The sequence below is a fragment of the Variovorax paradoxus genome (genome assembly GCA_016806145.1).
Taxonomy (GTDB): Bacteria; Pseudomonadota; Gammaproteobacteria; order Burkholderiales; family Burkholderiaceae_C; genus Variovorax.
Genome location: CP063166.1, coordinates 5733782 through 5757347, shown reverse-complemented (window position 1 = coordinate 5757347; position 23566 = coordinate 5733782). Strand labels below are relative to the sequence as shown.

Genomic DNA, 23566 nt, shown 5'->3' with positions numbered 1-23566 from the left:
GAAGATGTTCATGACGACCAGCCTGGTCCCGCGGATGGCCGCGCTGCTGCTCGCCACGCTGCTCGCCGGCGCCGCGCTGGCCCAGGGCCTGCCGCGCGCCACCGCGCTGGCGGCGCCCGATGTCGACGACGGCAAGACCTTCCGCGCCATCGCGATGCACGACGTGCGCCACAACGTGCGCGAGAGCTTCGTCGACGAGCCCGAACCCACCGCGCTCGACGAGCGCACCGTGGCCGACTTCTTCGCCTGGCTGCGCAGCTCGGGCCACCACCCGGTGAGCCTGCAGCAGATCGTCGACGCGCGCGCCGGCGGCCGGCCGCTGCCCTCGAAGGCCGTGCTGCTGACCTTCGACGACGGCTACGAGAGCTTCTATTCGAAGGTCTATCCGCTGCTGAAGCAATTCGGCTATCCAGCCGTGATGGCGCTGGTCACGGGCTGGCTCGAAGTGCCGCCGGGCCAGGTGGTCGAAGGCTACGGCGCGCGCAACCCCCTGAAGCGCGAGGCCTTCATCACCTGGAGCCAGGCGCGCGAGATGGGCGCCTCGGGCCTGGTCGAATTCGCGAGCCACGGCGACGCGATCCACACCGGCGTGCCCGGCAATCCGCAGGGCAACCTGCAGCCCGCGGCCGTCACGCACCGCTACGACAGCGCCACCGGCCGCTACGAGGACGACGCGGCCTGGGTCGCGCGCGTCGAGGCCGACCTGCGCCGCAGCCGCGGCCTGATCGAGGCCCAGACCGGCACCCGCGTGCGCGCCATGGTGTGGCCCTACGGCGCCTACAACAAGGAGGCGCTGCGCGCGGCCGACCGCGCCGGCATGCCGATCACCCTGACGCTCGACGAGGGCGCGAACACGCCCGAGGTGCCGCTGCAGACCATCCGCCGCGGCCTCGCCACCTACGACATGTCGGTGCCCGACCTCAGCCTGCTGCGCGCCCCCGCGCGGCCCGATCCGCGCGCGCTGCACCGCGCGATGCACATCGACCTCGACCACATCTACGACCCCGATCCGGCGCAGCAGGAGGCCAACCTCTCGCGCCTGCTCGACCGGGTGCAGGCCATCGGCCCCTCGGCGGTCTACCTGCAGGCCTTCGCCGATCCCGACGGCGACGGCGCGGCCGATGCGCTGTACTTCCCGAACCGGCACCTGCCGATGCGCGCCGACCTGTTCAACCGCGTCGCCTGGCAACTGCGCACGCGCACCGGGGTCGAGGTCTATGCGTGGATGCCGGTGCTGGCGTTCCAGCTGCCCGCGAACAACCCGCTGGCCGACGTGCGCGTGACGCACCTCGCGCCCACGTCGGACGCGGCGCGCGACCAGACGCGCTACCACCGCCTCTCGCCGGCCGATGCGCGCGTGCGCGCCCTGATCGGCGACATCTACGAGGACCTCGCGAAGAACACGCCGATCGCGGGCCTGCTGTTCCACGACGACGCCACCTACAGCGACGACGAGGACGCGAGCCCCGCGGCGCTGCGCGAACTCGCCGCGCAGGGCCTGCCGGCCGACCTCGGCGCGGTGCGCGCCGATCCGGCGCTGCGCGCGCGCTGGACCGCGTGGAAGACGCGCCAGCTCACCGACTTCACGCTCGAGCTCGCGCAGCGCGCCCGCGACTGGCAGCCGCGCATCCTCACCGCGCGCAACCTCTATGCGCGCCCGGTGCTCGAGCCGGCCGCGCAGGAGTGGTTCGCGCAGGACCTCGCGCAGTCGCTGCAGGCCTACGACTACACCGCCGTGATGGCGATGCCGTTCATGGAGCAGGCGGCCGATCCGCAGGCCTGGCTGACCGCGCTGTTCCACCAGGTGGCGGCGCAGCCGCAGGGTCTGGCGCGCACCGTGTTCGAGCTGCAGGCGCGCGACTGGCGCAACGGCCGCATGGTCGACAAGGACACGCTGGCCGCACAGTGGACGCTGCTGCACCGGCTGGGCGCGCGCCACGTCGCGCTCTATCCCGACGACTTCCTCGCGGGCCAGCCGCCGCTCGTGACGGTGCGCGACATCCTCTCGGTGCGCGCCAACCTCGCGGGCGGCAAGGTCGACGGCCTCGAGACGCCGCCGGCGCTCGCGCCCAGCAAACCGGCCGCCGCCTCCGCGCCGACCGCACCGGGAGCCGCGCGATGAACCCCGACTTCTTCGGTTCCGACGTGGTGCGGGCCCTGCTCAACTACGTCTTCTACTACCCCTTCCTCGCGGCCTACGTCTGGATGGCCGGCGGCATCGCGCATGCGCTGGTGTTCGAGCGCGGCCGCCACCGCAAGGTCGATCCGCTGCCGCTGTTGCCCGAGCGGCCGCTGGTCAGCGTGATCGTGCCCTGCTTCAACGAGGGCGAGCGCGTGCAGGAGGTGATCGAGCAGCTGATGCGCAGCCACTATCCGAACTACGAGATCATCGCGGTCAACGACGGCAGCAGCGACGACACCGGCGCCATCCTCGATGCGCTGGCCACGCGCTACGGCCAGCTGCGCGTGGTGCACCACGCCACCAACCAGGGCAAGGCGGTCGCGCTCAACACGGCGGCGGTGCTGGCCAACGGCGAGTACATCCTCGGCGTGGACGGCGATGCGCTGGTCGATCCCGATGCCATCGCCTGGATGCTGACCCACATGCTGCATTCGGAGCGCGTGGGCGCCGTCACCGGCAACCCGCGCATCCGCGGCCGCACCACCCTGCTCGGGCGCATGCAGGTGGGCGAGTTCTCCTCCAACATCGGCCTCATCAAGCGCACCCAGCAGCTGGCCGGGCGGCTGTTCACGGTCTCGGGCGTGCTCTCGATGTTCCGCCGCAACGCGCTGCTCGACGTCGACTTCTGGAGCCCCGACGTCATGACCGAGGACATCGACATCAGCTGGAAGCTGCAGCTCAAGGACTGGCGCGTGCGCTACGAGCCGCGCGCGCTGTGCTGGATCCTGATGCCCGAGACCGTGCGCGGCCTCTACCGCCAGCGCCAGCGCTGGGCCACCGGCGGCATCCAGACCCTGCTGCGCTACACGGGCCAGGTGCTCAAGCCGCGCAACTTCATGATGTGGCCGGTGTTCCTCGAGTACCTGGCCAGCGTGGTCTGGGCCTACGCGATGTTCGCGGTGCTGATCCTCGCGCTGGTGCGGCGCTTCCTGCCGCCCGAGTGGCAGTACGTCGGCTTCTGGCCCGAGTGGCACGGGATGCTGCTGGGCATCACCTGCATGCTGCAGATGGGCGTGAGCCTGTGGATCGACCGCCACTACGACCGCGACATCCTGCGCTACCTGGTCTGGACCATCTGGTATCCGCTTGCCTTCTGGATGATCAACATGTTCACCACGGTCGTGGCCTTGCCGGCCACGATCCTGCGGCGCAAGGGCAAGCGCGCCCGGTGGACCAGCCCCGACAGAGGAGTGATAGCGAATGAACGATCGACTGCATCCGTCCGTGCCATCGAGCATGAATGAAGACCTGGGCCTGGGCGCCGCGCCGCCGCGCCCCAACGAGAAGGCGCCGCCGCGCGAGCGCGAATGGGCCGAGCCGCAGGGCGAGGTGCCGGTGCTCGATGCCGCGCGCATGCCGCTGAGCGCCTTCATGCGCCACAAGACGCCGCAGGGCGCGGTGTTCATGTTCGTGTGGCTGCGCATCGCGCGGCCGCTGCTGCTGGCCGCGTTCTGGGTCGGCGTCGTGTTCTATGCCTGGCACCACTTCTTCCAGGTCTGGCGACCCGCGGAGGGCACCGACCTGCTCACGCTCTACGCGGCCTCGGTGCTGGTCATCCTGCTGGTGATGCTGCTGCTCGCGCCCGTGCGCCGGCGCGCCATCGCGGGCGAGGAAGGTCGTGGCCATTCGCCCGACAGCACCGTGGCCCAACTGGCCGAATACACTTCGCTCGCGCCGCAGCACCTCACGCTGTGGCAGCGCGCGCGGCGCCTCCTGGTGCAGCACGACCGCGACGGCCGGGTGACCGACGCGGCAGACCTCGACACCGAACCCGCGATGCTCACGCCTTCGGGCACGGCGGTACGCAAGCGCCGAGCCTGAGCCGCATCGGCCCACCTCGGGACCGGGACACGGACATTTCGAATCCGGCCTCGCGGCCGTTGCTTACGCATGCCCATGAAAAAGACAGAAGTGATGGCGACGGCGATGGAGATGGCGCGAAAGGGGCTGGGCTTCACGCCGGCAATGGCCATCGAGCAGATCGCCGAATTGATCGCGCAGGAGAACCCCGCGGACGAGCTCCACGACAGCAAGGTCGAGCGGCTGCTCAAGCTGGCGGCCTGCATCTGGAGCCTGCGGCGCGATGTGGTGACGCCGCCGGGCGAGAGCGGGCGCGCGCTCTAGCACCTCAGGACGCGCGTGCCTGCGCCGTGCGCCAGCGCGCGGGCGTCGTCCCTTCCGAGCCGCGGAAGGCACGCGTGAACGAATTCAGTTCCCCGAAACCCGGCACGAAGGCGATCTCGCCGGCCTCGAGCGGCGTGTCCTCGAGCGGTTGCCGCGCGGCCTGCTGGCGTACCTCGTCGAGCAGGCGCTGGTAGCTAGTGCCGGCCTCCTCGAGCCTCACCCGCGCCGGCGGCGGCCGCGTTGCCGCGCGCCGCCGGTTCGCCGACGCGCCGACCTCGCGCCACGGGCCTGCCGATCCGACCGCGCCGATCGAACGGCGGATCGCGCCAGCCGGCGAAGCCCGGCCGGGGCGGGTCCGCGCACGGACCCGGTGTTTTCGGCAGGTCCGCCCGTTTTTTGAGGCCCCGCCCCGCGGCGCCTGTGACCTAGGACACATTTGTCACCAGAAAGTTAATGCGAGTTGCTACCGTGATCCGTAGTATTCATTTCGGTTTAAGCATCTCATGCGCAATTCGCATAACCGCCCGTTCGCGAACGTGCAACGGCCGGCCTCGGGTCGGCAGCGGACCCATCCCGGCGTGTTGCGATTTCGGCGAACTTACCTAGCGGAGGAAACCAGATGGCCGTACGTGATCGCGTCACCAGCCCCGTGGCGCTTGCCTTGCCGACGCCAAGGCCTGGTCATGTCGTGCGGTCCCTCGTCGCGCCCATGGTCGCGCGCCTGCGGGCGGGCTTCGACGGCATGCGGCGCCGACGCCCGGCCGTGCCGCGCCATGCGCCTTCTTCACCGTTCCTGACGCGCGGCGGGCCCTCGGCACAGCTTCCCGTGCACTCCGCCGCCGCGCCACCCATGCCGGGCACCGGCGCGCCGCTGCGCGCCTGCGCCTTCGTCTTCATCGCGAACCTGCCGCAGCTCATGGAGGTCTACGGCGCCGAGTTCGCGCTGCACGCCAGCATCGAGATCAAGTACCGCCTGCTGACGAGCTTCGTGAGCCTGGCCGACGCCGATCTCGCCATGCTGCGGCACGACTGCTTCCTGCTGTGGAGCAACCCGGCGTTTCCGGTCGAGGACGGGCAGGCGCGGCAGGGCGCCTCGGCCCGGCTCGAGCGCCTGCTCACCGACCTCGGCGGCATGCCGGTGCAACTGCGCGACACGCGCGCGCTGGTGCAGCTGCACGTGGGCTGGAGCGACGCGCCCAGCCCCGGGCGCATGAGCCAGGCCGAGGTCGAGCTGCGGCTGTGGGCCGCGCAACCGGCGCCCGACTTCCAGCTCGCGCAGACCGAGGGCTGGCAGCGGCTCTACCGCGAGGACATGGACGTCGCGCTGCAGGTCAGCGACGCGCTGCATGCGCGGCGCCTCGCGATCGAATGGCATCCGGTGGTGGGCGCGCCCGCGCAGGCCGCCGCCTTCGCGGCGCCGCTCTATCACGAGGCGCGCTTCCACACCGAGGGCGAGCCGCACGCCGCCGCCTCGCTGCGCTCCGAGCTCTTCATGCCCTGCCTGCAGCGGCTGGGCCTGGTGCGCACCTTCGACCATCTCGCGGCCGGCCGCGTGGTGCGGCAGCTGCGTTTGGGCGGCACCGTGCGCCTGGGCCTGAGCATCTCGGCGCAGAGCGCGCGGCGCGACCACTGGTGGGCCTCGCTGATGGCACTGCTGCGGCGCGAGCCCGAGCTGGCGGCGCGCCTGGTGGTCGAGATCGCGGGCGAACCCACGCTGCCCGATCTCGAAGCGGTGCGCGACTTCTGCCTGCAGCTGCAGCTCTGCGGCTGCCGCGTCGCCATCAAGCATTTCGGCGGCGACTCCGGCAACCTCGCCGCCGCCAAGGTCTGCCGGCCCGACATCATCAAGCTCGACCCGGTCTTCATCCGGCGCGCGCGCGAGGACCGCTTCGGCCGCGAGCTGCTCGAGGAGATGCTCGCGCTGTGCGGCAGCTTCGCGCCCTCGATCGTGGTCGACGGCATCGAGCGCGAGGAGGACATCCGCGTGGCGCTCGAGGCCGGCGCCGAGTGGCTGCAGGGCTGCGGCGTGTCCGCCGTCGCACCGCCGCACGATGGCGCGCCCGCGCGCGGCCCCGGGGGGCGCGCGTGAATGCCTCGTCCGACTTCCAGCTGCAGCTCGCGCGGCTGGGCGCGCAGATCGACGTGCTGCAGCACACGCTGCAGGAGGTCATGCGCCACGGCGTCCTGCTGCATGGCGAGCGCGCGCGCGAGCAGCTGCTGGCGCGCGACCAGTACCTGGCGCTCGAGGCCGCCATCCGCGAGCAGGAACTGCGCGACTCGCCCGCGCTGCGCGCCGCGCGTTCGGCCTGCGCCGCGTGCAAGGCGGATGCACGCGAACCGGCCGGGCTGGCGATGACCGAGCGCGACACCGACGCCGAAGCTGCGCGACCTCATGGCGTGCCCGACTCCTTCGCCTAGCGCCGCATCCGCCATGGCGCGGTGCGCCGATCCCCCGGCCCAAGGCCATCGCCTTCGGCCGCGCATGTTCCGCCCGAAGGAAGCGAATCGGATGGAGCCCGTTCCCGACCATGTATCTGCATTCCCTTTTTCGAAACGTCCCGGCGGCGGAGCGCGTGGCGCTGGTCGCGCAGAGCGAATTGCGCTCGTTCCGGCGCAACGAGACCGTGCTGCGCATGGACGAGTGGACCGACAAGGTCTATTTCGTCGCCTCGGGGCTGCTGCGCGTGGTGGTCGGCGGCCATGGCGGCGCCGCGGCCGTGACCACCGACTTCGTGCGCCCGCGCGACCTGTTCCTGAGTCCCACGCTCGACGAGGCGCGCTACCAGTCGATGGCCAACCTCGTGGCCGCGCTGCCGAGCTCGGTCTACCTGATTCCCGCCGCGGCCCTGCACGACATCTGCGCCCGGCATCCGTCGGTGGCGCTCGAGCTGCTCGAGCTCACGGTCAAGCGCATGACCATCATCCGCAGCCAGTTGCGCCGCATCTCCTCGCTCACCTCCGAGACCCTGGTCGCGCGCGTGCTCTATGAGCTGACCCAGCTCGCGCCGGCCGACACCGGCGGCTTCGACAAGCGCATCTCGCAGGCCGTGATCGCGTCGTATGCCGGGCTGTCGCGCGAGGTCGTCAACAAGACCATGCGCGAGATGGAGAACCGCGGCCTGCTGTGGAAGGACGAGCACGGCATCCACGTGGTGGCCGATTTCGCGTCGACCGATCACGGCAGTTTCGAGTCGCTGGAGCCGCATGCGGCGGGCGACGAGCGCGAGGGCGACACGCCCTTCATCGCGCCGGACGAACTCGACCTGCTGCGGGCCGAGGGCGAGGACGAACCTGACACGAAGTGAGGCTGCGTGTTCGCGTTGTTTTCCCGCGTTGTCTGGTGCGAGCTGTGAACCGCCACACAGTTGCAATGCGATCTCGCGTGCATCGAGAGGGCTCGATTCCTAGCATCGAAACATGCGGCGATCCGTGCGATTCGACCCTCGCCGCGATCACCGATTGCGCACCTCTCGAGGCTTTCATGAGTTCCATCTTTTCCGCCTGCAACTGCAGCATCCACTACCTCGGCCGGGTCCAGCGTTCGGGCTGGATGCGGTTCTTTCCCTGGATGCGGCTGTACCAGTGCGCGAACTGCAAGAAGCTGCAGTTGCTGCCGCAGAAGGAGGTGGATCGGGCGAAGGCGGCGTATGGGAGCCGGGCGACGTACGGGAAGGGTGAGCGGGAGGCGGCGCGCTAGCCGAGGTGCCCGACGCGACGAGCCTGCGTCTCAGAGGCTGTATTCGATGGTGCCCATGTAGTGCAGCGTGCCATCGCGAGTTTCCACCGAGCGGGGCGCCGCGATCTGCGCCTCGTCGATGAACACGAAGAAGTTGATGCCGCGCAGGCCCGCGGCTTCGGCGCGGCGGGACAACTCCGCGGCCCATTGCTCGCTGTACGAATAGCCGGCCACCAGTTCCGCGATCGTCGGCGCGAGGCCCCAGCCGTATTCGAGGAAGTCGTGGTCGTACCAGGTCTCGCCCTGGTCGCGCGCGAATGGCGAGAGCGGGTCGTCGTCGCCACGCTCGTCGCTGTAGTCCTCGGCAAAGTAGGAGGCCGGGAAATCCTCGGGGATGGTGCCTACCCAGAAATGGCAGGTCTGAGTCTGGTGCATGGCGCGCGCTTTCCTTGCGAGGCGGATGGGGGTTTCGATGCGAAGCGAACGATCGATTCTCCGCTTTCGCCGTCGACCGACCCCCACTAGCAGAACCGGCGCCATTCGGCTCGCCGTTCCCCGGCAACCTGCGCGCGCCCGGGGTCGTCATCAATCCGCCTTGCCGGAGGACTACCGTGATCCAGGGTTTCCCCTAGAAGAAAACTCTGTCCAAACAACTCCTCCGACATCCAACCGACATGAAGACTTCCTACCAACTCGCCCTCGCTGCCGCTTTCGCCGTGATGGCCGTGGCCTCCGTCCAGGCCCAGACCACGGGCGGCCGCAGCCGCGAAGCCGTCGAAGCCGAAGCCATCGCCACGGCCCACGCGCCCGATCAGAACGTGACCCGCGGCTCGCGCGGCCCCGAAACGGTGAAGCCGATGGCCGACGTCGATGCGATGTACCAGCAGGCCGTGGCCACCGCGCACGCGGCCGACCAGAACGTGACCCGTGGCTCGCGCGGCCCGGAAACGGTGAAGCCGATGGCTGACCCCGCGAAGGTTTACAACGACGCCGTGGCAGCCGCCTCGGCGCCCGACCAGAGCGTGGTGAGCGGTTCGCGCGTGAACAGCAAGGTGATCTCGACGATGCAGAACCCGGCGCTGACCGCGGCGCAGGGCAAGTAAGCGACAAAGCAGTGGACGCCCGGGCCGAGGGCCCGGTGCTTCCCTATGCGAAGGAGGCGCGCGGCGGCGAACCCGAGGCCATGCGCCTCAGCATCGCGTTCTGCCGCGCCTCCTCGGCGTCGCGCAGGCTCTTGGCGGCGCGCGCCGCCACGTAGCTCACGTACAGGGTCTCGATGGCACGGCCCCAGTCGTGGGCCTGCTGCGAAACGCCCTCGGCCCTCACCGGCGAGCCCGTCACGACATGCGTCGACAGGTCGTCCTCGGGGCGCGCGGGCACGTCGATGCCGGCCTTGCCGAGGATGGCGGCTTTCTGAACGATGGTGAGCATGCGTGGGTCTCCCTGTGTGCAATGCCAGATTAACGGCCGTTCGCGCGGCGCGCCATCCGTCGCTTGACGTATGCGCGCGCCCTCGCGAGGCGCCGACTGGCCATAAGCACTAGGCGTGCCATGCAGTCATAGGTCTACAGCGAGGTTGCGGCCGATTGCCACACCAGCGTGGCGGCGGTCAGGTCCTCGAGCGCGCTGCCGACGGCCTTGAACACGGTGCGTTCGTCGCTGTCCGGGCTCGTGCGCCCACCGCATTCGCCGCGGCACAGCGCGGCCAGCGTGCCCTGCACCGCCTCGGCGCGCAGCGTGCCGGCCGCGATCGCGTCGAGCAGATCGCCGGCCTTCATCAGTGCCTCGGGCGTGTCGATGAAGGTGCGCGCCCCCTCGAAGCACTGCGCATCGGCCTCACGCATGGCGGGCGTGAAGCTGCCGATCAGGTCGAGGTGCGAACCCGGCGCGAGCCATTCGCCGCGCACCAGCGGCGCGGTGGCCAGCGTGGCGCAACTGACGATGTCGGCCTGCCGCACGGCGGCCTCGAGGCCCGCGGGGCCGGGCGCGGCCGCGCGCGCACCGCTCCAGCCCTGCGCGCGCCATTGCGCGGCCAGCGCCTCGGCGCCTTCGGGGCGGTGGTTCCATACCGTCACCTCCTCGATGGGGCGCACGCTCGCATGGGCCGCGGGCAGCATGCGCGCGATACGGCCGGTGCCCAGCACCAGCAGCCGCCGCGCATCGCCGCGCGCCAGGAACGAGGCGCCGAGCGCCGAGGCCGCGGCGGTGCGGTGGGCCGTGAGCTCGTCGCCGTCCATCAGCGCGAGCGGCACGCCGGTGTGCGCGTCGTACAGCACGTAGGTGGCATGCAGGCCGGGCAGGCCGCGCGCGCCGTTGCCCGGAAAGATGTTGATGGTCTTGATGCCGAGGAAGCCGGCCTCGCTCCAGGCCGGCATGATCAGCACGGTGCCCTTGTCGCCGCTCGCGTTGTCGATGGCGTGCACGTGGCGCGGCGGCACCTGGGCCTCGGCCGCGAAGGCGGCGCGCAGCGCGGGCACGAGGTGCTCGAAGCCCAGCGGGGCACGGGTGGCGGCGGCGTCGAAGTGCTTCATCGGGCGGGTGGATTGGGTGCGATGGGTGCGGTGGCCAGCGCGGCTTCGAAGAACTCCGCGAGCGCGCGCTGATAGGTGGTGCCGAAGCGGGCGTCGCTCATCGGCTCGAGATGGCCGGCGCCGGGCACCTCGATCAGCCGCCTGGGTTCGCGCGCATCGGCCAGCAGGCGCCGCGAATGGTCGACGGGGATCACGGCATCGGCCGTGCCGTGCATCAGCAGCAGCGGAATCGGCGAGAGGGCGGCCACGTACTTCGAGGCGGCGTAGCCGTCGCCCACGAGCAGGCCGGCGCCCGCGACCTTGTCGTTGGCGATCGACGAGTAGGAATAAAAGGTCGACTCGATCGCCACCGCGCGCACGCCGGCGCGGTTGCCCGCGCCCACGGCCGCGATCGCATTGGTGCCGCCGAGGCTCTGGCCGAACACCAGCAAGCGCGCGGGATCGACGTCGGCGCGCGAGCGCACGTGGTCGATGGCGCTGCCCGAGTCCTCGAACACGCCGCGGGGCTCGGGCTTGCCTTCGGAGTCGCCGTAGCCGCGGTAGTCGAACACGAAGACGTTGAAGTCCTGCTTCGGCAGCCAGGCGACGAAGCGCCAGTGCGAGGACATGTTCTGCGCATTGCCGTGGAAATGGATCACCGTGCCCTTGGCCTCGCGCGGATCGGCGCGGCCCGCGGCCGGAATGAACCAGCCGCTGAGCGCGGTGCCGTCGGTGCTCCGGAAGCGCACGCGTTCGTAGCGCAGGCCCAGCGCGTCGGGCGTTTCGTAGCGCACGCGGTCGGGGTAGTAGAACATCGACTCGACGCAGCCGCCGAGCAGCAGCAGCGGCAGCGCGAGCAGCGCGCGGCCGGCCAGGCGCGCGAGACGGCGTGGAACGCTCATGGCGTGGCGGCGCGGCTTTCCGCCAGCATGTTGCAGAACAGCGCGCCCTGCTCGATCGCGTCGTCGAGCGCCACGTGGTTGTGCGGCAGCCCGGGATCGAACCAGCGCCGCGGCATCGCGCGCTTGGTGCTGTCGCGGTAGTCGGTCTTCAGCAGGGCCATGGCGAAGGTCTTGACGTCGAGCGCCGAATGGCTGAACGGGCTTTCGCCCGCGAAGCGCATCAGGTACCAGTAGACGAACAGGAAGTCGAAGCCCGCCGGGTAGGCCACGAACACCGGCCGCGCCTTCAGGCCCTTGAGCCAGGCCACGTAGTTCTTCATCGCATGCGCCGGCTCCTGCAGGTCGCTGCGGCAGGCGGCCCAGGCTTCGGGCTGCGTTTGCCACCACGCGGCGGTCTTCGGGTCGGCCTCGGCGCCGGGCAGGGTGTGCAGGTTCGCGCTGAAGGTCGACACCAGCTTCTTGTCGGCCGTGTAGGCGGCCGAGCCGAAGCTCAGCATCGAATGCGGGCCGGGGATGGGGCCGTCGGATTCGACGTCGGTGCTGATGTAGATCTCGGTCATGGGATTCGATCGTTAGGAGGCGCGGTTTGCGCGAGGCCGGGCAGTCGAAAGACATGCAGGTCCTTCCAGTGTCCCGTCGAGTTCTCGATCAGCGCGACCTGCGTGCATTCCGCGCGAATGGCGCCCGAAGCCAGCAGCCGCGCCTGCAGTTGGCCCGCGGCTGCTTCCGCGCTGCTCGCGCTTCCGTGGGCCACGGTGAGATGAGGCACCACGCCCTGGTGCTCGCCGCCGTAGGGCCGGAAGTCCGGAAAGGCCTCGACGAGCGCCAATGTCATCGAGATGAAGGGCGCCGCGGGTTCGGGCGCGAGGTAGGCCGTCGCTGGAAAGCGCCCGAGCTTGCCGAGCACGAAGGAGAACGCGCGGGTGCCGTCGAGCACCTGCCGTGCGCGTGTCAGCACTTCCGCCGTGATCAGCGCGGGGTCCATGAAGGGCACCAGTAGCGTGATGTGCGCCGGCACGCCGAGCGCGACCGTTGCGTCGTGGTGCCGCCGCAGGTCCTCGACCATCGGCTCGGCGGCGGGGACCTTGACGACGAATGCGGAGATGGCCATCGGGCGGAGGATAGCCGCTCAGGTGCCGGCAACGAGACCCCATTCGAGTCCGAACTTCGCGAGGTACTTGCGCAACCGATCCGCATCGTTCACCACGCTGCGCTGCGCCCGCGAGGCCTGGAACAGCTGCCTTCCGGCCTCCGACAGGCTGCGCGACTTCCGGCACACGCGCAACACGGCCTCGAGCTGCAGCCGGTCGAACAGGTCGAGCGAGGCGGCGCGCTCCTCGCCGAGCAGCGCGTCGAGATCGACAGCCCGTGACTCGCCCGCGAACGGCGCCGGTTGCGCGCGCTTCCACAGCCAGCGCAGCCGCGCGATCTCGGCCTCGACCAAGGCGACCGGGATGCGCCCGCCGTCGGCCAGCGTGGCCAGCCGCGTGACGCTGGCCGAGAGGTCGCGGAAGTTGCCGCTCCACGGCGCCTCGGGGCTCTGGGCGAAGCGCAGATAGGCGGCGCGCGCCTCGGCGTTGAAGCGCACCACGCGGTGGTTCTCGGCCGCATGCAGCGCCATCAGGTGGTCGACGTTGGGCTCGATGTCCTCGGGGCGCTGCGCGAGGCCCGGCAGGTCGTAGGTCCAGAGGTTGATGCGCGCGAACAGGTCTTCGCGGAAGCGCCCCTCGGCCACGTCGCTGCGCAGGTCGCGGTTGGTGCCGGCGATGAGCTGGAAATCGCTCTCTACCTCCTTGTCGGCGCCCACGGGGAAGAAGCGCTTCTCCTCGATCGCCTTGAGCAGCATGGCCTGCTCGTCGAGGCCCAGCTCGCCGATCTCGTCGAGGAAGAGCACGCCCTGGTGCGCGGTGCGCAGCAGGCCGGCGCGCTCGCTCGCGGCGCCGGTGAACGAGCCCTTCTTGTGGCCGAACAAGGTGGAGGCGGCGCCGTCGCCGCGCAGGGTGGCGCAGTTGACCTCGACGAAAGCGCCCGTGGCCTGGTGGCGCGATTGCTTGAGCTCGAACATGCGCCGCGCGAGGAAGGACTTGCCCGCGCCCGTCGGCCCCACCAGCAGGATCGGCGCGCGCGAGCGCACCGCCACGCGCTCGATCTCATCGATCAGTGCGTTGAAGCGCGCGTTGCGCGTGGCGATGCCGCTCTTGAGGAAGGCGACCGCATCGCGCTGCTCGGCATCGAAGCGGCGCGCGATGACGTCGTAGCGCGAGAGGTCGAGGTCGATCAGCACGCACATGCCGGCCTCGCCCTCGCGCTGGCGCCGCGGCGGCGAGGTCTGCGCCAGCACGCCGGGGATGGTGCGCGACTCCGACAGCAGGAACATGCAGATCTGCGCGACGTGGGTGCCGGTCGTGATGTGCGACCAGTACTGCTCGCGCTCGGTGTCGAAGGGGTAGGCGCGCGCCCAGTCGTACAGGCGCGAGTAGACCTCGCCGAAATCCCAGGGGTCGGCCAGCTCCATCGGCACCAGGTTGACCGTGGTCTCGGGCGAGACGGCCGCGATGTCGGCCTTGACGAGCTCGGCCAGCGTCTTGTGCTTGAGCGTGTAGAGCAGCTCCATGCGCGCCACCACTATGTCTTCGTGCTGCGCGAGCGAGACGGTGGGGCGCCACTTGCTCCAGCGGCCGGCGCCCTGGCCGGCGTCGAGCTGGGTGCCGAGGAAGCCGATGACGACGATAGGTTTCATGGATAAGAAACTAGCTGAATTTATAAATATTTCTGAATGCTAGCCGGATGGGCGGCGAGGTGTCAAAGAAGGGAAAGAACTTTTCCCCAGGAATATCAATGACTTGCGCGCTTCCGGCCGCTCCGTGCCGCGGATTGCCGCAACCTGGCACGCGGCCTGCAATGAAGAACCCGTCCGGATGCAGTTCATCCGCTCGCAGGTACCGCATGAAAGCGGTCCGGTGCCGCAGGCCAGACCTGTCTTGGGTCGGCGGTATGCCGCTGTTGAACTGCCTGGCGACTGGACTCGATCCAGTTTGCTCATGGTTGAGCACCGTGTGGATCACATGGCGTTGCGGGTTCGATTCCCGCGAAAAACCCGGCGGTGCGTGCACCGCCATCTGATGGGGCGAAAGCCCCCCGCCCCGGCACACCGGAGCGATGGCGCAGGGCCCCGGTTCTGCGGCGCGCGACACCGTGCCAAGCGCAGGCGGCTTGCGCACCGTGCGTGCATCAGGGAATTGCGCGCGGCCATCGACGGCGAGGACGGTGAGGAGGGCGTTGCGATCGCGACGACAGGAGGCACCACCGAACCGCGCGAGCGCCGCGCTGCAGCCCCTGGCGACCGCGAGGCCCGCCGCCTGCCCTTTCGAGGGTCTGGATTCATTGCCGAGAACAAGACGACGAAACGAACGACAAGCGAAGAAGGAGAGAAGAAATGTTGGGCTTCCACCAGATCACCGTCAAGAAGAACGAGCGCGCACTGCTGCTGCGCAACGGCGACTTCGAGCAACTGCTCGGCCCGGGAAAGCACCGCGTGTTCGCGGGCTTCGATACCGTGAAGCTGGAGCGCTTCGCGCTCGGCGAGCCGGTGTTCGAGCACGAGCTGGCCGACTATTTCCTGGCGCGCGAGCCCGAACTGGTGGCACGCGAGTTCGTGCAGGTTTCCTTGGGCGAGACGCAGGTGGGCCTGCGCCACGAGGACGGTGTGCTGGTGCAGATCCTGCCGCCCGCAACGCGCAAGCTGTACTGGCGCGGGTTGCGCGAGCAGCGCGTCGACGTGGTCGACGTGGCGGTCGATGCGCGCCTGCCGGCCGATCTGCTGGCGAAGCTGCAGAGCGTGGCGCTGCGTCCGCGTGCGGTGCAGGGCCTCGAAGGCGTGCTGCTGGTGCAGGTGCCCGAGTTCCACGTTGGCGTGCTGACGCTCGAAGGGCAGATGCAGGCGCTGCTGCCGGCGGGCAACCACGGCTTCTGGCGCTTCAACCGCCAGGTGGCGGTGAGCTGCATCGACCTGCGTTCGCAGATCGCGGAAGTGAGCGGCCAGGAGATCCTGACCCGCGACAAGGTGGGGCTGCGGCTGAACCTGTCGGCGGTGTGGCGCTTCGCCGACGTGCGGCAGGCCCTGGCCCAGATGCCGAAGCCGGCCGAGCATGTCTACCGCGAATTGCAGTTCGGTCTGCGCGCCGCGGTGGGCGAACAAACGCTCGATGCGCTGCTGGAGAACAAGGCAGCCATCGATCAGACGGTGCTGGCGCAGGTGCGCGAACGGCTCGAGGGTTCGGGTGTCGTGCTCGAGAGCGTGGGCGTGAAGGACATCATCCTGCCGGGCGAGATGAAGACCATCCTCGCGCAGGTGGTGGAGGCCGAGAAATCGGCCCAGGCCAACGTGATCCGCCGCCGCGAGGAAACCGCGGCCACGCGCTCGCTTCTGAACACCGCGAAGGTGATGGAGGGCAACCCCGTCGCGTTGCGGATGAAGGAACTCGAGACGCTGGAGCGCGTGGCCGAGCGGATCGACAAGATCTCGGTGGTCGGCGGCCTGGACCAGGTGCTCAACGGGCTCGTGACGCTGCGGCCGAACGGGGCTTGAGCGACGGGAGATCAGGGGCAAGGGCACGCAGGCACAGAAGGGAGCGCCACTGCCAAGGCCACTGGCCGCAGGCCGAGGGCGAAGCCGGGCAATCCCGCCGTGTCCACCACAATGATCGTGAAGAACAGATAGACGGAGAGAAAAAAATGAAACAACAGAACTACGACCTGCACGAAGTGACCAACGGCGTGCCCGTGAAGATGTGGACCCGCGGCGTGCCCGTGGAAGACGAAGCGCGCAAGCAGCTCGAGAACGCCGCGCGCCTGCCGATCGTGTTCAAGCACATCGCGGCCATGCCCGACGTGCACTACGGCATCGGCGCGACCGTGGGTTCGGTGATCCCGACCTTCAAGGCCATCATCCCGGCCGCGGTGGGCGTGGACATCGGCTGCGGAATGATGGCGTGCAAGACCACGCTGCATGCCAACGACCTGCCCGACAACCTGGGCCCGCTGCGCTCGGCGATCGAGAAGGCCGTGCCGCACGGCTCGAACCCCAAGCGCATGGGCCGCGACAAGGGCTCGTGGGAAACGCCACCCGACGAAACCGACGCTGCCTGGGCCAAGCTGGTGGATGAGTTCGATGCGATCTGCGAGGACTACCCGCGCCTTTCGAACACGAACAACCACAAGCACCTGGGAACGCTCGGTACGGGCAACCACTTCATCGAGGTCTGCCTCGATGAGGCGGGCGCCGTGTGGTTCATGCTGCATTCGGGTTCGCGTGGCGTGGGCAACGCGATCGGCACGCACTTCATCGAACTCGCGAAGAAGGACGCGCAACTGCATCAGCGCAACCTGCCCGACCAGGACCTGGCGTACTTCGAGGAAGGCGCCCGGTACTTCGGCGACTACGTGCGCGCGGTGGGCTGGGCCCAGAAGTTCGCGCGTGCGAACCGCGAGGTGATGATGCAGCGCGTGGTCGCGGCCGCGCGCAAGGTCATCGCGAAGCCCTTCGAGGCGCATGTGGAAGCGGTGAACTGCCACCACAACTACGTGAGCCGCGAAACGCATTTCGGCGAGGACGTGCTCGTGACCCGCAAGGGCGCGGTGAGCGCGAAGGCCGGCGAGCTCGGGATCATTCCCGGCAGCATGGGCGCCAAGAGCTACATCGTGCGCGGCAAGGGCAACCCCGAGAGCTTCATGAGCTGCAGCCACGGCGCCGGTCGAAAGATGAGCCGTACCAAGGCGAAGAAGCTGTTCACGATCGCCGACCAGATCGCCGCGACCGAGGGCGTGGAATGCCGCAAGGACGCCGACGTGATCGACGAGATCCCGATGGCCTACAAGGACATCGACGCGGTGATGGAGGCGCAGAAGGACCTGGTGGAGGTGGTCTACACGCTCAAGCAGGTGGTGTGCGTGAAGGGTTAGCGCAAGGAGGTCGTCCCGACCGGCCTCCTTTTTCAGAGAGACTGGACGAGGACGACGAGATGAAGAGCAACAAGCAACGCCGCGCCGAGATCCGCAGCCGCCGCCTCGAGCGCGCGGCGCGCATCGAGGCGCAACTGCGCCTGCCCGATCAGCGGCATCTGCTGTCGCGGCGCGCGCCGGGCCTGGAGCCCGCCGACGTGGCGGTGCTGGCACGCCACAACAACACCTACGGCGCGCTGCCCACCTACTACGTCGACCGCGCCTTCACCTGCCGCGACTGCGGTGCCGAGCAGGTGTGGACGGCGAAGCAGCAGAAGTGGTGGTACGAGACGATGCACGCCAACATCGACAGCCGCGCGGTGCGCTGCCTGCCATGCCGGCGGGCGTTGCGCGCGGCGCGGTCCGCCTCGCGCGACGGCGAGGGCGCGAACCTGCTCGGCGAGATGTCGCAACGGCTGCGCGCGTTCGCCGACGCACCTGCGACGCCCGCGGCGCGCGAAGAAGTCGACGCCGCGCTCGAGAGCAAATGGTGGGGCCTGCGCACGCTGGCGATCGAGGCACTGGGACGCTGGGGTTCGGCAGCCGATCTCGCGCGCCTGCGCGCGCTGGTCGATGCCTGGCAACCGTCATGGAACAGCTGGGAGCGACAGGGTGCGCAGGTGGCCGTCGAGGCCTTGGCCGCGAAGCTGCGCCATCCGGTCGACGAGGACTGGGCCCTCGAAGCCTGCCTGCGCGGCCATGCGAGCCCGTGGAACTGGCGTGCCTTCCTGGCCGCCATTCCGTCGGCGCGCCTCGCGGCATGCGGCGAGGCGGAGTTCGCGCGGCGCGGCGACGGGCATCATCGGCTGTTGCGGTGGCTGGCGTTGGCGCATTGCCTGGGACGCGTGCCCGGGCCGGCGCAGATCGCGGCCTTGAACGCCCACGCGGACAAGGAGGTCCGCCAGTGGGCCCAACGATTCGGGAGCAAGCCGTAATGAGCGCATCGAAGGACGAGGTCGTGCCGATGGCATCGGGGGAGGCGGCGGCGCACGACGCGCTGCGCGCCACGCTGCAGCGCGTGGGCGTGGTGTTCGAGTTCAGCGTCTGCCGCGTGGCCGGCGAGGCACCGGCCGTGGGCGAAGCGCATCACCGCGAGGTGCTGCGGCGGCTGGGCGAGGAAACGATGGCGCGGGCCGAACGCCACTGGCGCGAGGCCATGGAAAAGAACCCGTCCCTGCAGCCGGCCAGCTTCGATGCGCAACGGGCCTTCGACGTGGCGAGCGCAAGCGCGACGCGGCTCGATGCGGCGGCGGTGATCGCCGCCGACAGCTATCCACCGAACCATCGCATCGCGCACACGCGCGAGCTCGACGAGGTGGACTGGTTCGAGTGGCTCTGCCAGGCCTTCGGCGATCCGCCCTATCCGCTGACCGTGGCCGACGAAGCCGAGCGGGCCTCGCTGTTCCCGCGCTTCTGCGAGGCCGTCGGGCTGCTGCCGGACGAGGGCCTCGTGCTGCTCGACTGGGTCGGCGATCCGGAGCGCGAGCCCGAGCGCAGCACCTGGAGCGCGTATTTCGAGGACGGCAAGGAGTGGTGGGGCATCTGGTGCTTCACCGTGTGGAATCCGCGGCGTGGCACGCTGGCCGCGGTGATGGCGAGCACGACGGACTGAATGACGAACGACAGGGAAAGGACAACGATGAAACCGCAACGGCATGAAGAAGAACGCATCCGCTCGGCCCACCCGGTCGAGCCCGCCATGCGCGCGCAGATCATGGAGGAACTCGCCGCCATCGAGGCCCGGCACGAGGTCACGGTGCTGTTTGCCTGCGAATCGGGCAGCCGCGGCTGGGGCTTCGCCTCGCCCGACAGCGACTACGACGTGCGCTTCATCTACGTGAACCGCCTGCCGTGGTACCTCACGGTGACGCCGCGGCGCGACGTGATCGAGCTGCCGATCAGCGGCGATCTCGACATCAACGGCTGGGAACTGCGCAAGGCGCTGGGGCTGATGCGCGAGTCGAACCCGACGCTGCTCGAGTGGCTGCGCTCGCCGATCGTCTACCGCGAGGACGCGCAGGCGATGCCGCGCTTTCGCGCGCTGTCGGAGGCGGTGTTCTCCAATGCGCGCGGCTGGCACCACTACGCCTCGATGGCGAAGAAGAACTTCCGCGAGCACCTGCAGGCCGAGACGGTGCGCTACAAGAAGTACCTCTACGTGCTGCGACCGCTGCTGGCCGCGCGCTGGATCCGCATGCGGCCCGGCGTGCCGCCGATGCGTTTCGCCGACCTCGCGCAGCACACGCTCGATGCGGTGCGCGACGCCGCCCTGATCGACGAGATCAACGCGCTGCTCGAGGTGAAGATGCGCGCGGGCGAGGCCGCGACCAGCCCGCGCTGGCCGGGCATCCATGCCTTCATCGAGGCGGAGCTGGCCGCGCATGCGGCCGAACCGCTGACGGCGCTGCCGCCGGCCGATGCGTCGGGGCTCGATGCCTTCCTGAGCGACACGGTGCTGCGTTTCGGGGGCGGCGATGCGAAGGGCGCGGTGCGCCACGAGTCGCAGGGTTGCGGCTGAGGACGCAGCAAGGACAACGGGGAACAGGGGCGCGCGAGGACCGCGCTCACTACGAGAAGAACAGCCATGAAAGAAGAAAAAATCCAACGAGAACCGGCGCATGCGGCGCCATTGCAGGCCGTGATGCTCGACGGCTCCCAAGGCGAGGGCGGCGGCCAGATCCTGCGCACCAGCCTCGCGCTGTCGATGGTCACGGGCCGGCCCATGGCCATCGAGAAGATTCGCGCCGGCCGAGCCAAGCCGGGCCTGATGCGCCAGCACCTCGCGTGCGTGAACGCGGCGTCTGCCATCAGCGGCGCAGCCGTCGAGGGCGCCGAGCTCGGTTCGCAGTCGCTGCGCTTCGCGCCGGGCCCGGTGCGCGCGGGCGAGTACCGCTTCGCGATCTCGGGCGCGGGCAGCTGCATGCTGGTGCTGCAGACCGTGCTGCCGCCGCTGCTGCTGGCGGGTGCTGCGAGCCGGCTGCACCTGAGCGGCGGCACGCACAACCCGATGGCGCCGCCGTTCCATTTCCTCGAGCGGGCCTTCGCGCCGCTGGTGCGCCGCCTCGGCGCCGACCTGCGACTGCAGCTGCGCCGCCATGGCTTCTATCCGGCCGGCGGTGGCGAGGTCGAGGCCGAGATCGTGCCGGCGGCCGGCGCGCTGCAGCCCTTCGACCTGCTCTCGCGCGGCGAGGCGCTGGAGCGCCATGCCGAATGCCTGGCGCCGGGCATCGCGCGCCATGTGATGACGCGCGAGCTCGAGACCCTGGGCGCGGCGATGGGCTGGACCGGCGAGCAGCTGCGCTACGGCGCCACGCGGCAGAACGAAGGCCCGGGCAATGCGCTGATCGCGACGCTCGCGCATGCCGAGGTGACCGAGGTGTTCACGGCCTTCGGCGAGAAGACGCTGAGCGCCGAGCAGGTGGCGCATGCGCTGGTGAAGGAACTGCGCGGCTTCCTCAGGAGCGAGGCGGCGGTCGGTCCGCACCTGGCCGACCAGCTCGCGCTGCTGCTGGCGCTGGCGAGCTGGCAGAGCGGCCGCGGCGCGGCGTTCACCTGCAGCGAGGTGACCGAGCACACGCGCACCAACTGCGCGGTGATCGAGCGCTTCCTTCCGGTGCGCTTCGCGATCGCGCAGGCGCGCGCGGCCTCGACGGTGCGCGTCGAACCCGCCTGAGCCGGCGCCTCAGGCCAGCGGCGTCGCGTTCGCGTACAGCCGCAGCAGCATCGCGCGCAGGGTCTTCACCTCGGCCGGGCTGAAGTCGGAGATCGCGACCGCCTCGTAGTGCTGCGCGAGCGGGATCAGCTCGAGCGTGAGCGCCAGACCGCGCTCGGTCAGCGCGATGCGCACCGCGCGCTTGTCGGTGTCGCACTTCTCCCGCATCACCAGCTCGTTGGCCGCGAGCCGGTCGACGATGCGCGACAGCGCCGACAGGTCGGTCGAGGCATGCGTCGCCAGCTCCGAGAGCGTCTGGCGCGGCGTGTGCTGCAGCGACGCGCACACGCGCCACTCGCTGAGGCTCAGCCCATAGGGCTTGAGGGCCTTGGCGAAGGCATTGCCCATGCGCGCGCCGGCGCGTGCCAGCAGGAAGGGAATGGCCTTCTCGAGGTCGTGTTCTTGACTCAGGGTTTTCATCTAGACATGCTTGATTGTTCAAGTATATAGTCCGCCCACTTATTTGAATAATCAAGTAAATGGAGACAAGAAGATGAGCCTCGGACACTCGCGCAGGCACGCCGTCGCGGCCCTGCTGGCCCTCGTTTCGGCATTGCCGGTTGCCCGGGCGCAGACGGCCACGAAATGGCCGACCCAGGCCGTGCGATTCATCGTGCCGTTCCCGGCCGGCTCGGCGCCCGACGTGCTGATCCGCCTCGTGGGCGCGAAGCTCGGCGAGAAGTGGGGGCAGGGCGTGGTCGTCGACAACCGGCCCGGCGGCAGTGGCGTGATCGGCATGAACGGCATCCTCGCCGCGCCCGCCGACGGCTACAGCTTCGGCTTCGTGCAGGGCTCGGCGATCTCGGTGGCGCCGAGCACGATCAAGGGCGTGAGCTACGACTTCAACCGCGACTTCGTGCCGGTCACGCTCGCGGCGGTGGCGCCCTTCATGCTCGCGGTGCCCGGCAACTCGCCGCACAAGACGCTGGCCGACTTCATCGCGGCCGCGCGCGCCAGGCCGCAGGGCGTCGAGGTGGCCGACAACGGCCGCGGCACGGCGCCCCACCTGGCCTCGGCGCTGCTCGGGCTGCAGTCGGGCGCGCAGTTCCTCGAGGTGCACTACCCGGGCGGCGCGCAGGCGATGCAGGCCACGCTCGGCGGCCAGACCCAGATGATGGTCGAGACCTACAACGTGGTCGCGGGCAACGTGCAGGGCGGCCGCATGCGCATCCTGGCCAGCATGGGCGACCGCGTGGAGCCCGGCCTCGAGGCCTTCCCGCTCGCGAGCAAGACCGTGCCCGGTGCGGTGGCACACGGCTGGTTCGCGGTGATCGCGAAGAAGGGCGTCGACGCGCAGGTGCTCGCGAAGCTCAACAAGGACATGAACGAGGCGCTGCTGCTGCCCGAGGTGGTCGCCAAGTCGCGCGAGCTCGGCACCTATCCGCGCCCTGGCACGCCCGAACAACTGGCGCGCTACATCGCCGAGGACCGCAAGACCTGGCAGGACGTGCTCGACAAGCTGAACATCAAACCGGAGTGAACACCCCATGAAAGACAAGATTGCGCTCGAAGAGCATTTCGCGATCGACCTGACGATCGCCGACTCGCAGGTCTACGCACGGCCCGAGGTGTGGCAGACGCTGAAGGGCAACCTGCTCGACTTCGAGCAGCAGCGCCTCGAGCAGATGGACCAGTGGGGCACGGCCTTCTCGATCCTCTCGCTGAACTCGCCCGCGGTGCAGGGCATTCCCGACGCGAGGCGCGCGGTGGAGGTCGCCAAGCGCGCCAACGATGTGCTGGCCGAGCAGGTGCGCCGCCATCCCGCGCGCTTCGGCGGCTTCGCGGCGCTGCCGCTGCAGGACCCCGAGGCCGCGGCGCGCGAACTCGAGCGCTGCGTGAAGGAACTGGGCTTCCACGGCTTCCTGGTCAACGGCTTCTCGCAGGTGGGCGACGAGCAGACGGTCGTCTACTACGACGACCCGCGCTTCGCCGATTTCTGGCGCGTCGCCGCGGCGCTGGGCAAGCCCTTCTACATGCATCCGCGCGACCCGCTGCTGCCGCGCGAGCCGATCTACGAAGGCGCGCACTGGCTCACCGGCCCGACCTGGGCCTTCGCGGTGGAGACCGGCATCCATGCGCTGCGACTGCTGTCGAGCGGCCTGTTCGACCGCCATCCCGAGCTGCAGATGATCCTCGGCCACTTCGGCGAGGGCATCCCGTTCAACATCTGGCGCGTCGACCACATCCTGCGCAAGGGCCGCCGCGGCATGCCTTGCGACAGGGAGATCGGCGACTACCTGCGCAGCAACGTGCACATCACGACCAGCGGAAACTTCCGCACGCCCACGCTGCTGTCGACCCTGCTCGAGGTGGGATCGGACCGAATCATGTATTCGGTCGACTATCCGTTCGAGAAGCACGAGGACGCGGCGCGCTGGTTCGACCGCTGCGAGATCAGCGAGAACGACCGCCGCAAGATCGGCCGCGACAACGCGCGCCGGCTGTTCGGGCTGAACTGAG

27 protein-coding genes are annotated in these 23566 nt (G+C 69.7%); 17 read left to right on the top strand and 10 right to left on the bottom strand.

Annotated elements, in window-relative coordinates:
- The first annotated feature begins 4 nt into the window (after positions 1-4).
- The 4 genes from pgaB to INQ48_26990 all read left to right on the top strand — a co-directional run bounded on the left by pgaB (position 5) and on the right by INQ48_26990 (position 4306).
- Positions 5-2122 (top strand): poly-beta-1,6-N-acetyl-D-glucosamine N-deacetylase PgaB, encoded by a 2118-nt coding sequence (pgaB, locus tag INQ48_27005; protein QRF60916.1) that lies wholly within the window; start codon positions 5-7, stop codon positions 2120-2122.
- Positions 2119-3426: a poly-beta-1,6 N-acetyl-D-glucosamine synthase gene (pgaC, locus tag INQ48_27000; GenBank protein QRF56927.1), complete on the top strand. Its 1308-nt coding sequence runs from the start codon at positions 2119-2121 to the stop codon at positions 3424-3426. Before pgaB ends, pgaC begins: the two co-directional genes overlap by 4 nt.
- Positions 3383-4003: a poly-beta-1,6-N-acetyl-D-glucosamine biosynthesis protein PgaD gene (gene pgaD, locus INQ48_26995; GenBank protein ID QRF56926.1), complete on the top strand. Its 621-nt coding sequence runs from the start codon at positions 3383-3385 to the stop codon at positions 4001-4003. The genes pgaC and pgaD overlap by 44 nt, the downstream gene beginning before the upstream one ends.
- 75 nt (positions 4004-4078) lie before the next feature.
- The gene (locus INQ48_26990) at positions 4079-4306 is read left to right on the top strand and encodes a hypothetical protein (protein ID QRF56925.1); all 228 of its coding nucleotides are present in this window, start codon (positions 4079-4081) and stop codon (positions 4304-4306) included.
- Between the two features lie 4 nt (positions 4307-4310).
- Here INQ48_26990 and INQ48_26985 read toward each other — a convergent pair whose 3' ends face one another.
- Positions 4311-4742, bottom strand: a complete 432-nt coding sequence (locus tag INQ48_26985; GenBank protein ID QRF56924.1) for a helix-turn-helix transcriptional regulator — start codon at positions 4740-4742, stop codon at positions 4311-4313.
- Positions 4743-5156: 414 nt separating this feature from the next.
- Between INQ48_26985 and INQ48_26980 the strand changes: the two genes are divergently transcribed.
- From INQ48_26980 to INQ48_26965, 4 genes are all read left to right on the top strand, one after another.
- On the top strand, positions 5157-6395 hold the full coding sequence (locus INQ48_26980; protein QRF60915.1) for an EAL domain-containing protein: 1239 nt from the start codon (positions 5157-5159) through the stop codon (positions 6393-6395).
- Positions 6392-6724, top strand: a complete 333-nt coding sequence (locus tag INQ48_26975) for a hypothetical protein (GenBank protein QRF56923.1) — start codon at positions 6392-6394, stop codon at positions 6722-6724. Before INQ48_26980 ends, INQ48_26975 begins: the two co-directional genes overlap by 4 nt.
- A gap of 110 nt (positions 6725-6834) precedes the next feature.
- Positions 6835-7611, top strand: coding sequence for a Crp/Fnr family transcriptional regulator (locus tag INQ48_26970; GenBank protein QRF56922.1), 777 nt, complete (start codon positions 6835-6837; stop codon positions 7609-7611).
- 176 nt (positions 7612-7787) lie between these two features.
- Positions 7788-8003 (top strand): hypothetical protein, encoded by a 216-nt coding sequence (locus tag INQ48_26965; protein QRF56921.1) that lies wholly within the window; start codon positions 7788-7790, stop codon positions 8001-8003.
- A gap of 30 nt (positions 8004-8033) precedes the next feature.
- Here the strand turns inward: INQ48_26965 and INQ48_26960 are convergent, their stop codons facing one another.
- Positions 8034-8417: an immunity 22 family protein gene (locus INQ48_26960; GenBank protein QRF56920.1), complete on the bottom strand. Its 384-nt coding sequence runs from the start codon at positions 8415-8417 to the stop codon at positions 8034-8036.
- Positions 8418-8656: 239 nt separating this feature from the next.
- Here INQ48_26960 and INQ48_26955 point away from each other — a divergent pair, with 239 nt between their 5' ends.
- A complete protein-coding gene (locus INQ48_26955; protein QRF56919.1) occupies positions 8657-9085 on the top strand; it encodes a hypothetical protein in 429 nt (142 codons plus the stop codon).
- A 43-nt stretch (positions 9086-9128) separates the two neighbouring features.
- Here the strand turns inward: INQ48_26955 and INQ48_26950 are convergent, their stop codons facing one another.
- From INQ48_26950 to INQ48_26920, 7 genes are all read right to left on the bottom strand, one after another.
- Positions 9129-9413: a hypothetical protein gene (locus tag INQ48_26950; GenBank protein QRF56918.1), complete on the bottom strand. Its 285-nt coding sequence runs from the start codon at positions 9411-9413 to the stop codon at positions 9129-9131.
- Positions 9414-9547: 134 nt separating this feature from the next.
- Positions 9548-10513, bottom strand: a complete 966-nt coding sequence (locus INQ48_26945; GenBank protein QRF56917.1) for an ornithine cyclodeaminase family protein — start codon at positions 10511-10513, stop codon at positions 9548-9550.
- On the bottom strand, positions 10510-11394 hold the full coding sequence (locus INQ48_26940) for an alpha/beta hydrolase (GenBank protein QRF56916.1): 885 nt from the start codon (positions 11392-11394) through the stop codon (positions 10510-10512). The genes INQ48_26945 and INQ48_26940 overlap by 4 nt, the downstream gene beginning before the upstream one ends.
- Entirely contained in the window at positions 11391-11954 is a 564-nt protein-coding gene (locus tag INQ48_26935; protein QRF56915.1) for an exonuclease, read from the bottom strand. Before INQ48_26935 ends, INQ48_26940 begins: the two co-directional genes overlap by 4 nt.
- Positions 11951-12505 carry a 2'-5' RNA ligase family protein gene (locus INQ48_26930; GenBank protein QRF56914.1) on the bottom strand — a complete coding sequence of 185 codons (555 nt, stop codon included), beginning with the start codon at positions 12503-12505 and terminating at the stop codon, positions 11951-11953. The genes INQ48_26935 and INQ48_26930 overlap by 4 nt, the downstream gene beginning before the upstream one ends.
- Before the next feature lie 18 nt (positions 12506-12523).
- Positions 12524-14134, bottom strand: coding sequence for a sigma 54-interacting transcriptional regulator (locus tag INQ48_26925; GenBank protein QRF56913.1), 1611 nt, complete (start codon positions 14132-14134; stop codon positions 12524-12526).
- Positions 14135-14144: 10 nt separating this feature from the next.
- Positions 14145-14513: a hypothetical protein gene (locus INQ48_26920; protein QRF56912.1), complete on the bottom strand. Its 369-nt coding sequence runs from the start codon at positions 14511-14513 to the stop codon at positions 14145-14147.
- Positions 14514-14830: 317 nt separating this feature from the next.
- On the opposite strand from INQ48_26920, the gene INQ48_26915 reads away from it, so the two are divergent.
- The 6 genes from INQ48_26915 to INQ48_26890 all read left to right on the top strand — a co-directional run bounded on the left by INQ48_26915 (position 14831) and on the right by INQ48_26890 (position 21067).
- The gene (locus tag INQ48_26915; protein ID QRF56911.1) at positions 14831-15982 is read left to right on the top strand and encodes a slipin family protein; all 1152 of its coding nucleotides are present in this window, start codon (positions 14831-14833) and stop codon (positions 15980-15982) included.
- 146 nt (positions 15983-16128) lie between these two features.
- On the top strand, positions 16129-17355 hold the full coding sequence (locus tag INQ48_26910) for an RtcB family protein (protein QRF56910.1): 1227 nt from the start codon (positions 16129-16131) through the stop codon (positions 17353-17355).
- A gap of 59 nt (positions 17356-17414) precedes the next feature.
- A complete protein-coding gene (locus INQ48_26905; GenBank protein QRF56909.1) occupies positions 17415-18329 on the top strand; it encodes a zinc-ribbon domain-containing protein in 915 nt (304 codons plus the stop codon).
- The gene (locus tag INQ48_26900) at positions 18329-19006 is read left to right on the top strand and encodes a hypothetical protein (protein QRF56908.1); all 678 of its coding nucleotides are present in this window, start codon (positions 18329-18331) and stop codon (positions 19004-19006) included. The genes INQ48_26905 and INQ48_26900 overlap by 1 nt, the downstream gene beginning before the upstream one ends.
- 27 nt (positions 19007-19033) lie before the next feature.
- Positions 19034-19912 carry a nucleotidyltransferase domain-containing protein gene (locus INQ48_26895; GenBank protein QRF56907.1) on the top strand — a complete coding sequence of 293 codons (879 nt, stop codon included), beginning with the start codon at positions 19034-19036 and terminating at the stop codon, positions 19910-19912.
- Positions 19913-20035: 123 nt separating this feature from the next.
- On the top strand, positions 20036-21067 hold the full coding sequence (locus tag INQ48_26890) for an RNA 3'-terminal phosphate cyclase (GenBank protein ID QRF60914.1): 1032 nt from the start codon (positions 20036-20038) through the stop codon (positions 21065-21067).
- 9 nt (positions 21068-21076) lie between these two features.
- On the opposite strand, the gene INQ48_26885 is transcribed toward INQ48_26890, so the two are convergent.
- Positions 21077-21526: a MarR family transcriptional regulator gene (locus INQ48_26885; protein ID QRF56906.1), complete on the bottom strand. Its 450-nt coding sequence runs from the start codon at positions 21524-21526 to the stop codon at positions 21077-21079.
- A 73-nt stretch (positions 21527-21599) separates the two neighbouring features.
- On the opposite strand from INQ48_26885, the gene INQ48_26880 reads away from it, so the two are divergent.
- Together INQ48_26880 and INQ48_26875 are read left to right on the top strand one after the other, a co-directional pair.
- On the top strand, positions 21600-22586 hold the full coding sequence (locus INQ48_26880) for a tripartite tricarboxylate transporter substrate binding protein (GenBank protein ID QRF56905.1): 987 nt from the start codon (positions 21600-21602) through the stop codon (positions 22584-22586).
- A gap of 7 nt (positions 22587-22593) precedes the next feature.
- Complete coding sequence (locus INQ48_26875) at positions 22594-23565, top strand: amidohydrolase (GenBank protein ID QRF56904.1); 972 nt, start codon at positions 22594-22596, stop codon at positions 23563-23565.
- The last annotated feature ends 1 nt before the right edge of the window (position 23566 follow it).

Bases quoted from the DNA above. Each gene is read 5' to 3' on its own strand.
- pgaB (QRF60916.1), top strand. From the start codon at position 5: ATGTTCATGACGACCAGCCTGGTCCCGCGGATGGCCGCGCTGCTGCTC.
- pgaC (QRF56927.1), top strand. From the start codon at position 2,119: ATGAACCCCGACTTCTTCGGTTCCGACGTGGTGCGGGCCCTGCTCAAC.
- pgaD (QRF56926.1), top strand. From the start codon at position 3,383: ATGAACGATCGACTGCATCCGTCCGTGCCATCGAGCATGAATGAAGAC.
- INQ48_26990 (QRF56925.1), top strand. From the start codon at position 4,079: ATGAAAAAGACAGAAGTGATGGCGACGGCGATGGAGATGGCGCGAAAG.
- INQ48_26985 (QRF56924.1), bottom strand. From the start codon at position 4,742: ATGTGTCCTAGGTCACAGGCGCCGCGGGGCGGGGCCTCAAAAAACGGG.
- INQ48_26980 (QRF60915.1), top strand. From the start codon at position 5,157: ATGCCGGGCACCGGCGCGCCGCTGCGCGCCTGCGCCTTCGTCTTCATC.
- INQ48_26970 (QRF56922.1), top strand. From the start codon at position 6,835: ATGTATCTGCATTCCCTTTTTCGAAACGTCCCGGCGGCGGAGCGCGTG.
- INQ48_26965 (QRF56921.1), top strand. From the start codon at position 7,788: ATGAGTTCCATCTTTTCCGCCTGCAACTGCAGCATCCACTACCTCGGC.
- INQ48_26960 (QRF56920.1), bottom strand. From the start codon at position 8,417: ATGCACCAGACTCAGACCTGCCATTTCTGGGTAGGCACCATCCCCGAG.
- INQ48_26955 (QRF56919.1), top strand. From the start codon at position 8,657: ATGAAGACTTCCTACCAACTCGCCCTCGCTGCCGCTTTCGCCGTGATG.
- INQ48_26950 (QRF56918.1), bottom strand. From the start codon at position 9,413: ATGCTCACCATCGTTCAGAAAGCCGCCATCCTCGGCAAGGCCGGCATC.
- INQ48_26945 (QRF56917.1), bottom strand. From the start codon at position 10,513: ATGAAGCACTTCGACGCCGCCGCCACCCGTGCCCCGCTGGGCTTCGAG.
- INQ48_26940 (QRF56916.1), bottom strand. From the start codon at position 11,394: ATGAGCGTTCCACGCCGTCTCGCGCGCCTGGCCGGCCGCGCGCTGCTC.
- INQ48_26935 (QRF56915.1), bottom strand. From the start codon at position 11,954: ATGACCGAGATCTACATCAGCACCGACGTCGAATCCGACGGCCCCATC.
- INQ48_26930 (QRF56914.1), bottom strand. From the start codon at position 12,505: ATGGCCATCTCCGCATTCGTCGTCAAGGTCCCCGCCGCCGAGCCGATG.
- INQ48_26925 (QRF56913.1), bottom strand. From the start codon at position 14,134: ATGAAACCTATCGTCGTCATCGGCTTCCTCGGCACCCAGCTCGACGCC.
- INQ48_26920 (QRF56912.1), bottom strand. From the start codon at position 14,513: ATGGCGGTGCACGCACCGCCGGGTTTTTCGCGGGAATCGAACCCGCAA.
- INQ48_26915 (QRF56911.1), top strand. From the start codon at position 14,831: ATGTTGGGCTTCCACCAGATCACCGTCAAGAAGAACGAGCGCGCACTG.
- INQ48_26910 (QRF56910.1), top strand. From the start codon at position 16,129: ATGAAACAACAGAACTACGACCTGCACGAAGTGACCAACGGCGTGCCC.
- INQ48_26905 (QRF56909.1), top strand. From the start codon at position 17,415: ATGAAGAGCAACAAGCAACGCCGCGCCGAGATCCGCAGCCGCCGCCTC.
- INQ48_26900 (QRF56908.1), top strand. From the start codon at position 18,329: ATGAGCGCATCGAAGGACGAGGTCGTGCCGATGGCATCGGGGGAGGCG.
- INQ48_26895 (QRF56907.1), top strand. From the start codon at position 19,034: ATGAAACCGCAACGGCATGAAGAAGAACGCATCCGCTCGGCCCACCCG.
- INQ48_26890 (QRF60914.1), top strand. From the start codon at position 20,036: ATGCTCGACGGCTCCCAAGGCGAGGGCGGCGGCCAGATCCTGCGCACC.
- INQ48_26885 (QRF56906.1), bottom strand. From the start codon at position 21,526: ATGAAAACCCTGAGTCAAGAACACGACCTCGAGAAGGCCATTCCCTTC.
- INQ48_26880 (QRF56905.1), top strand. From the start codon at position 21,600: ATGAGCCTCGGACACTCGCGCAGGCACGCCGTCGCGGCCCTGCTGGCC.
- INQ48_26875 (QRF56904.1), top strand. From the start codon at position 22,594: ATGAAAGACAAGATTGCGCTCGAAGAGCATTTCGCGATCGACCTGACG.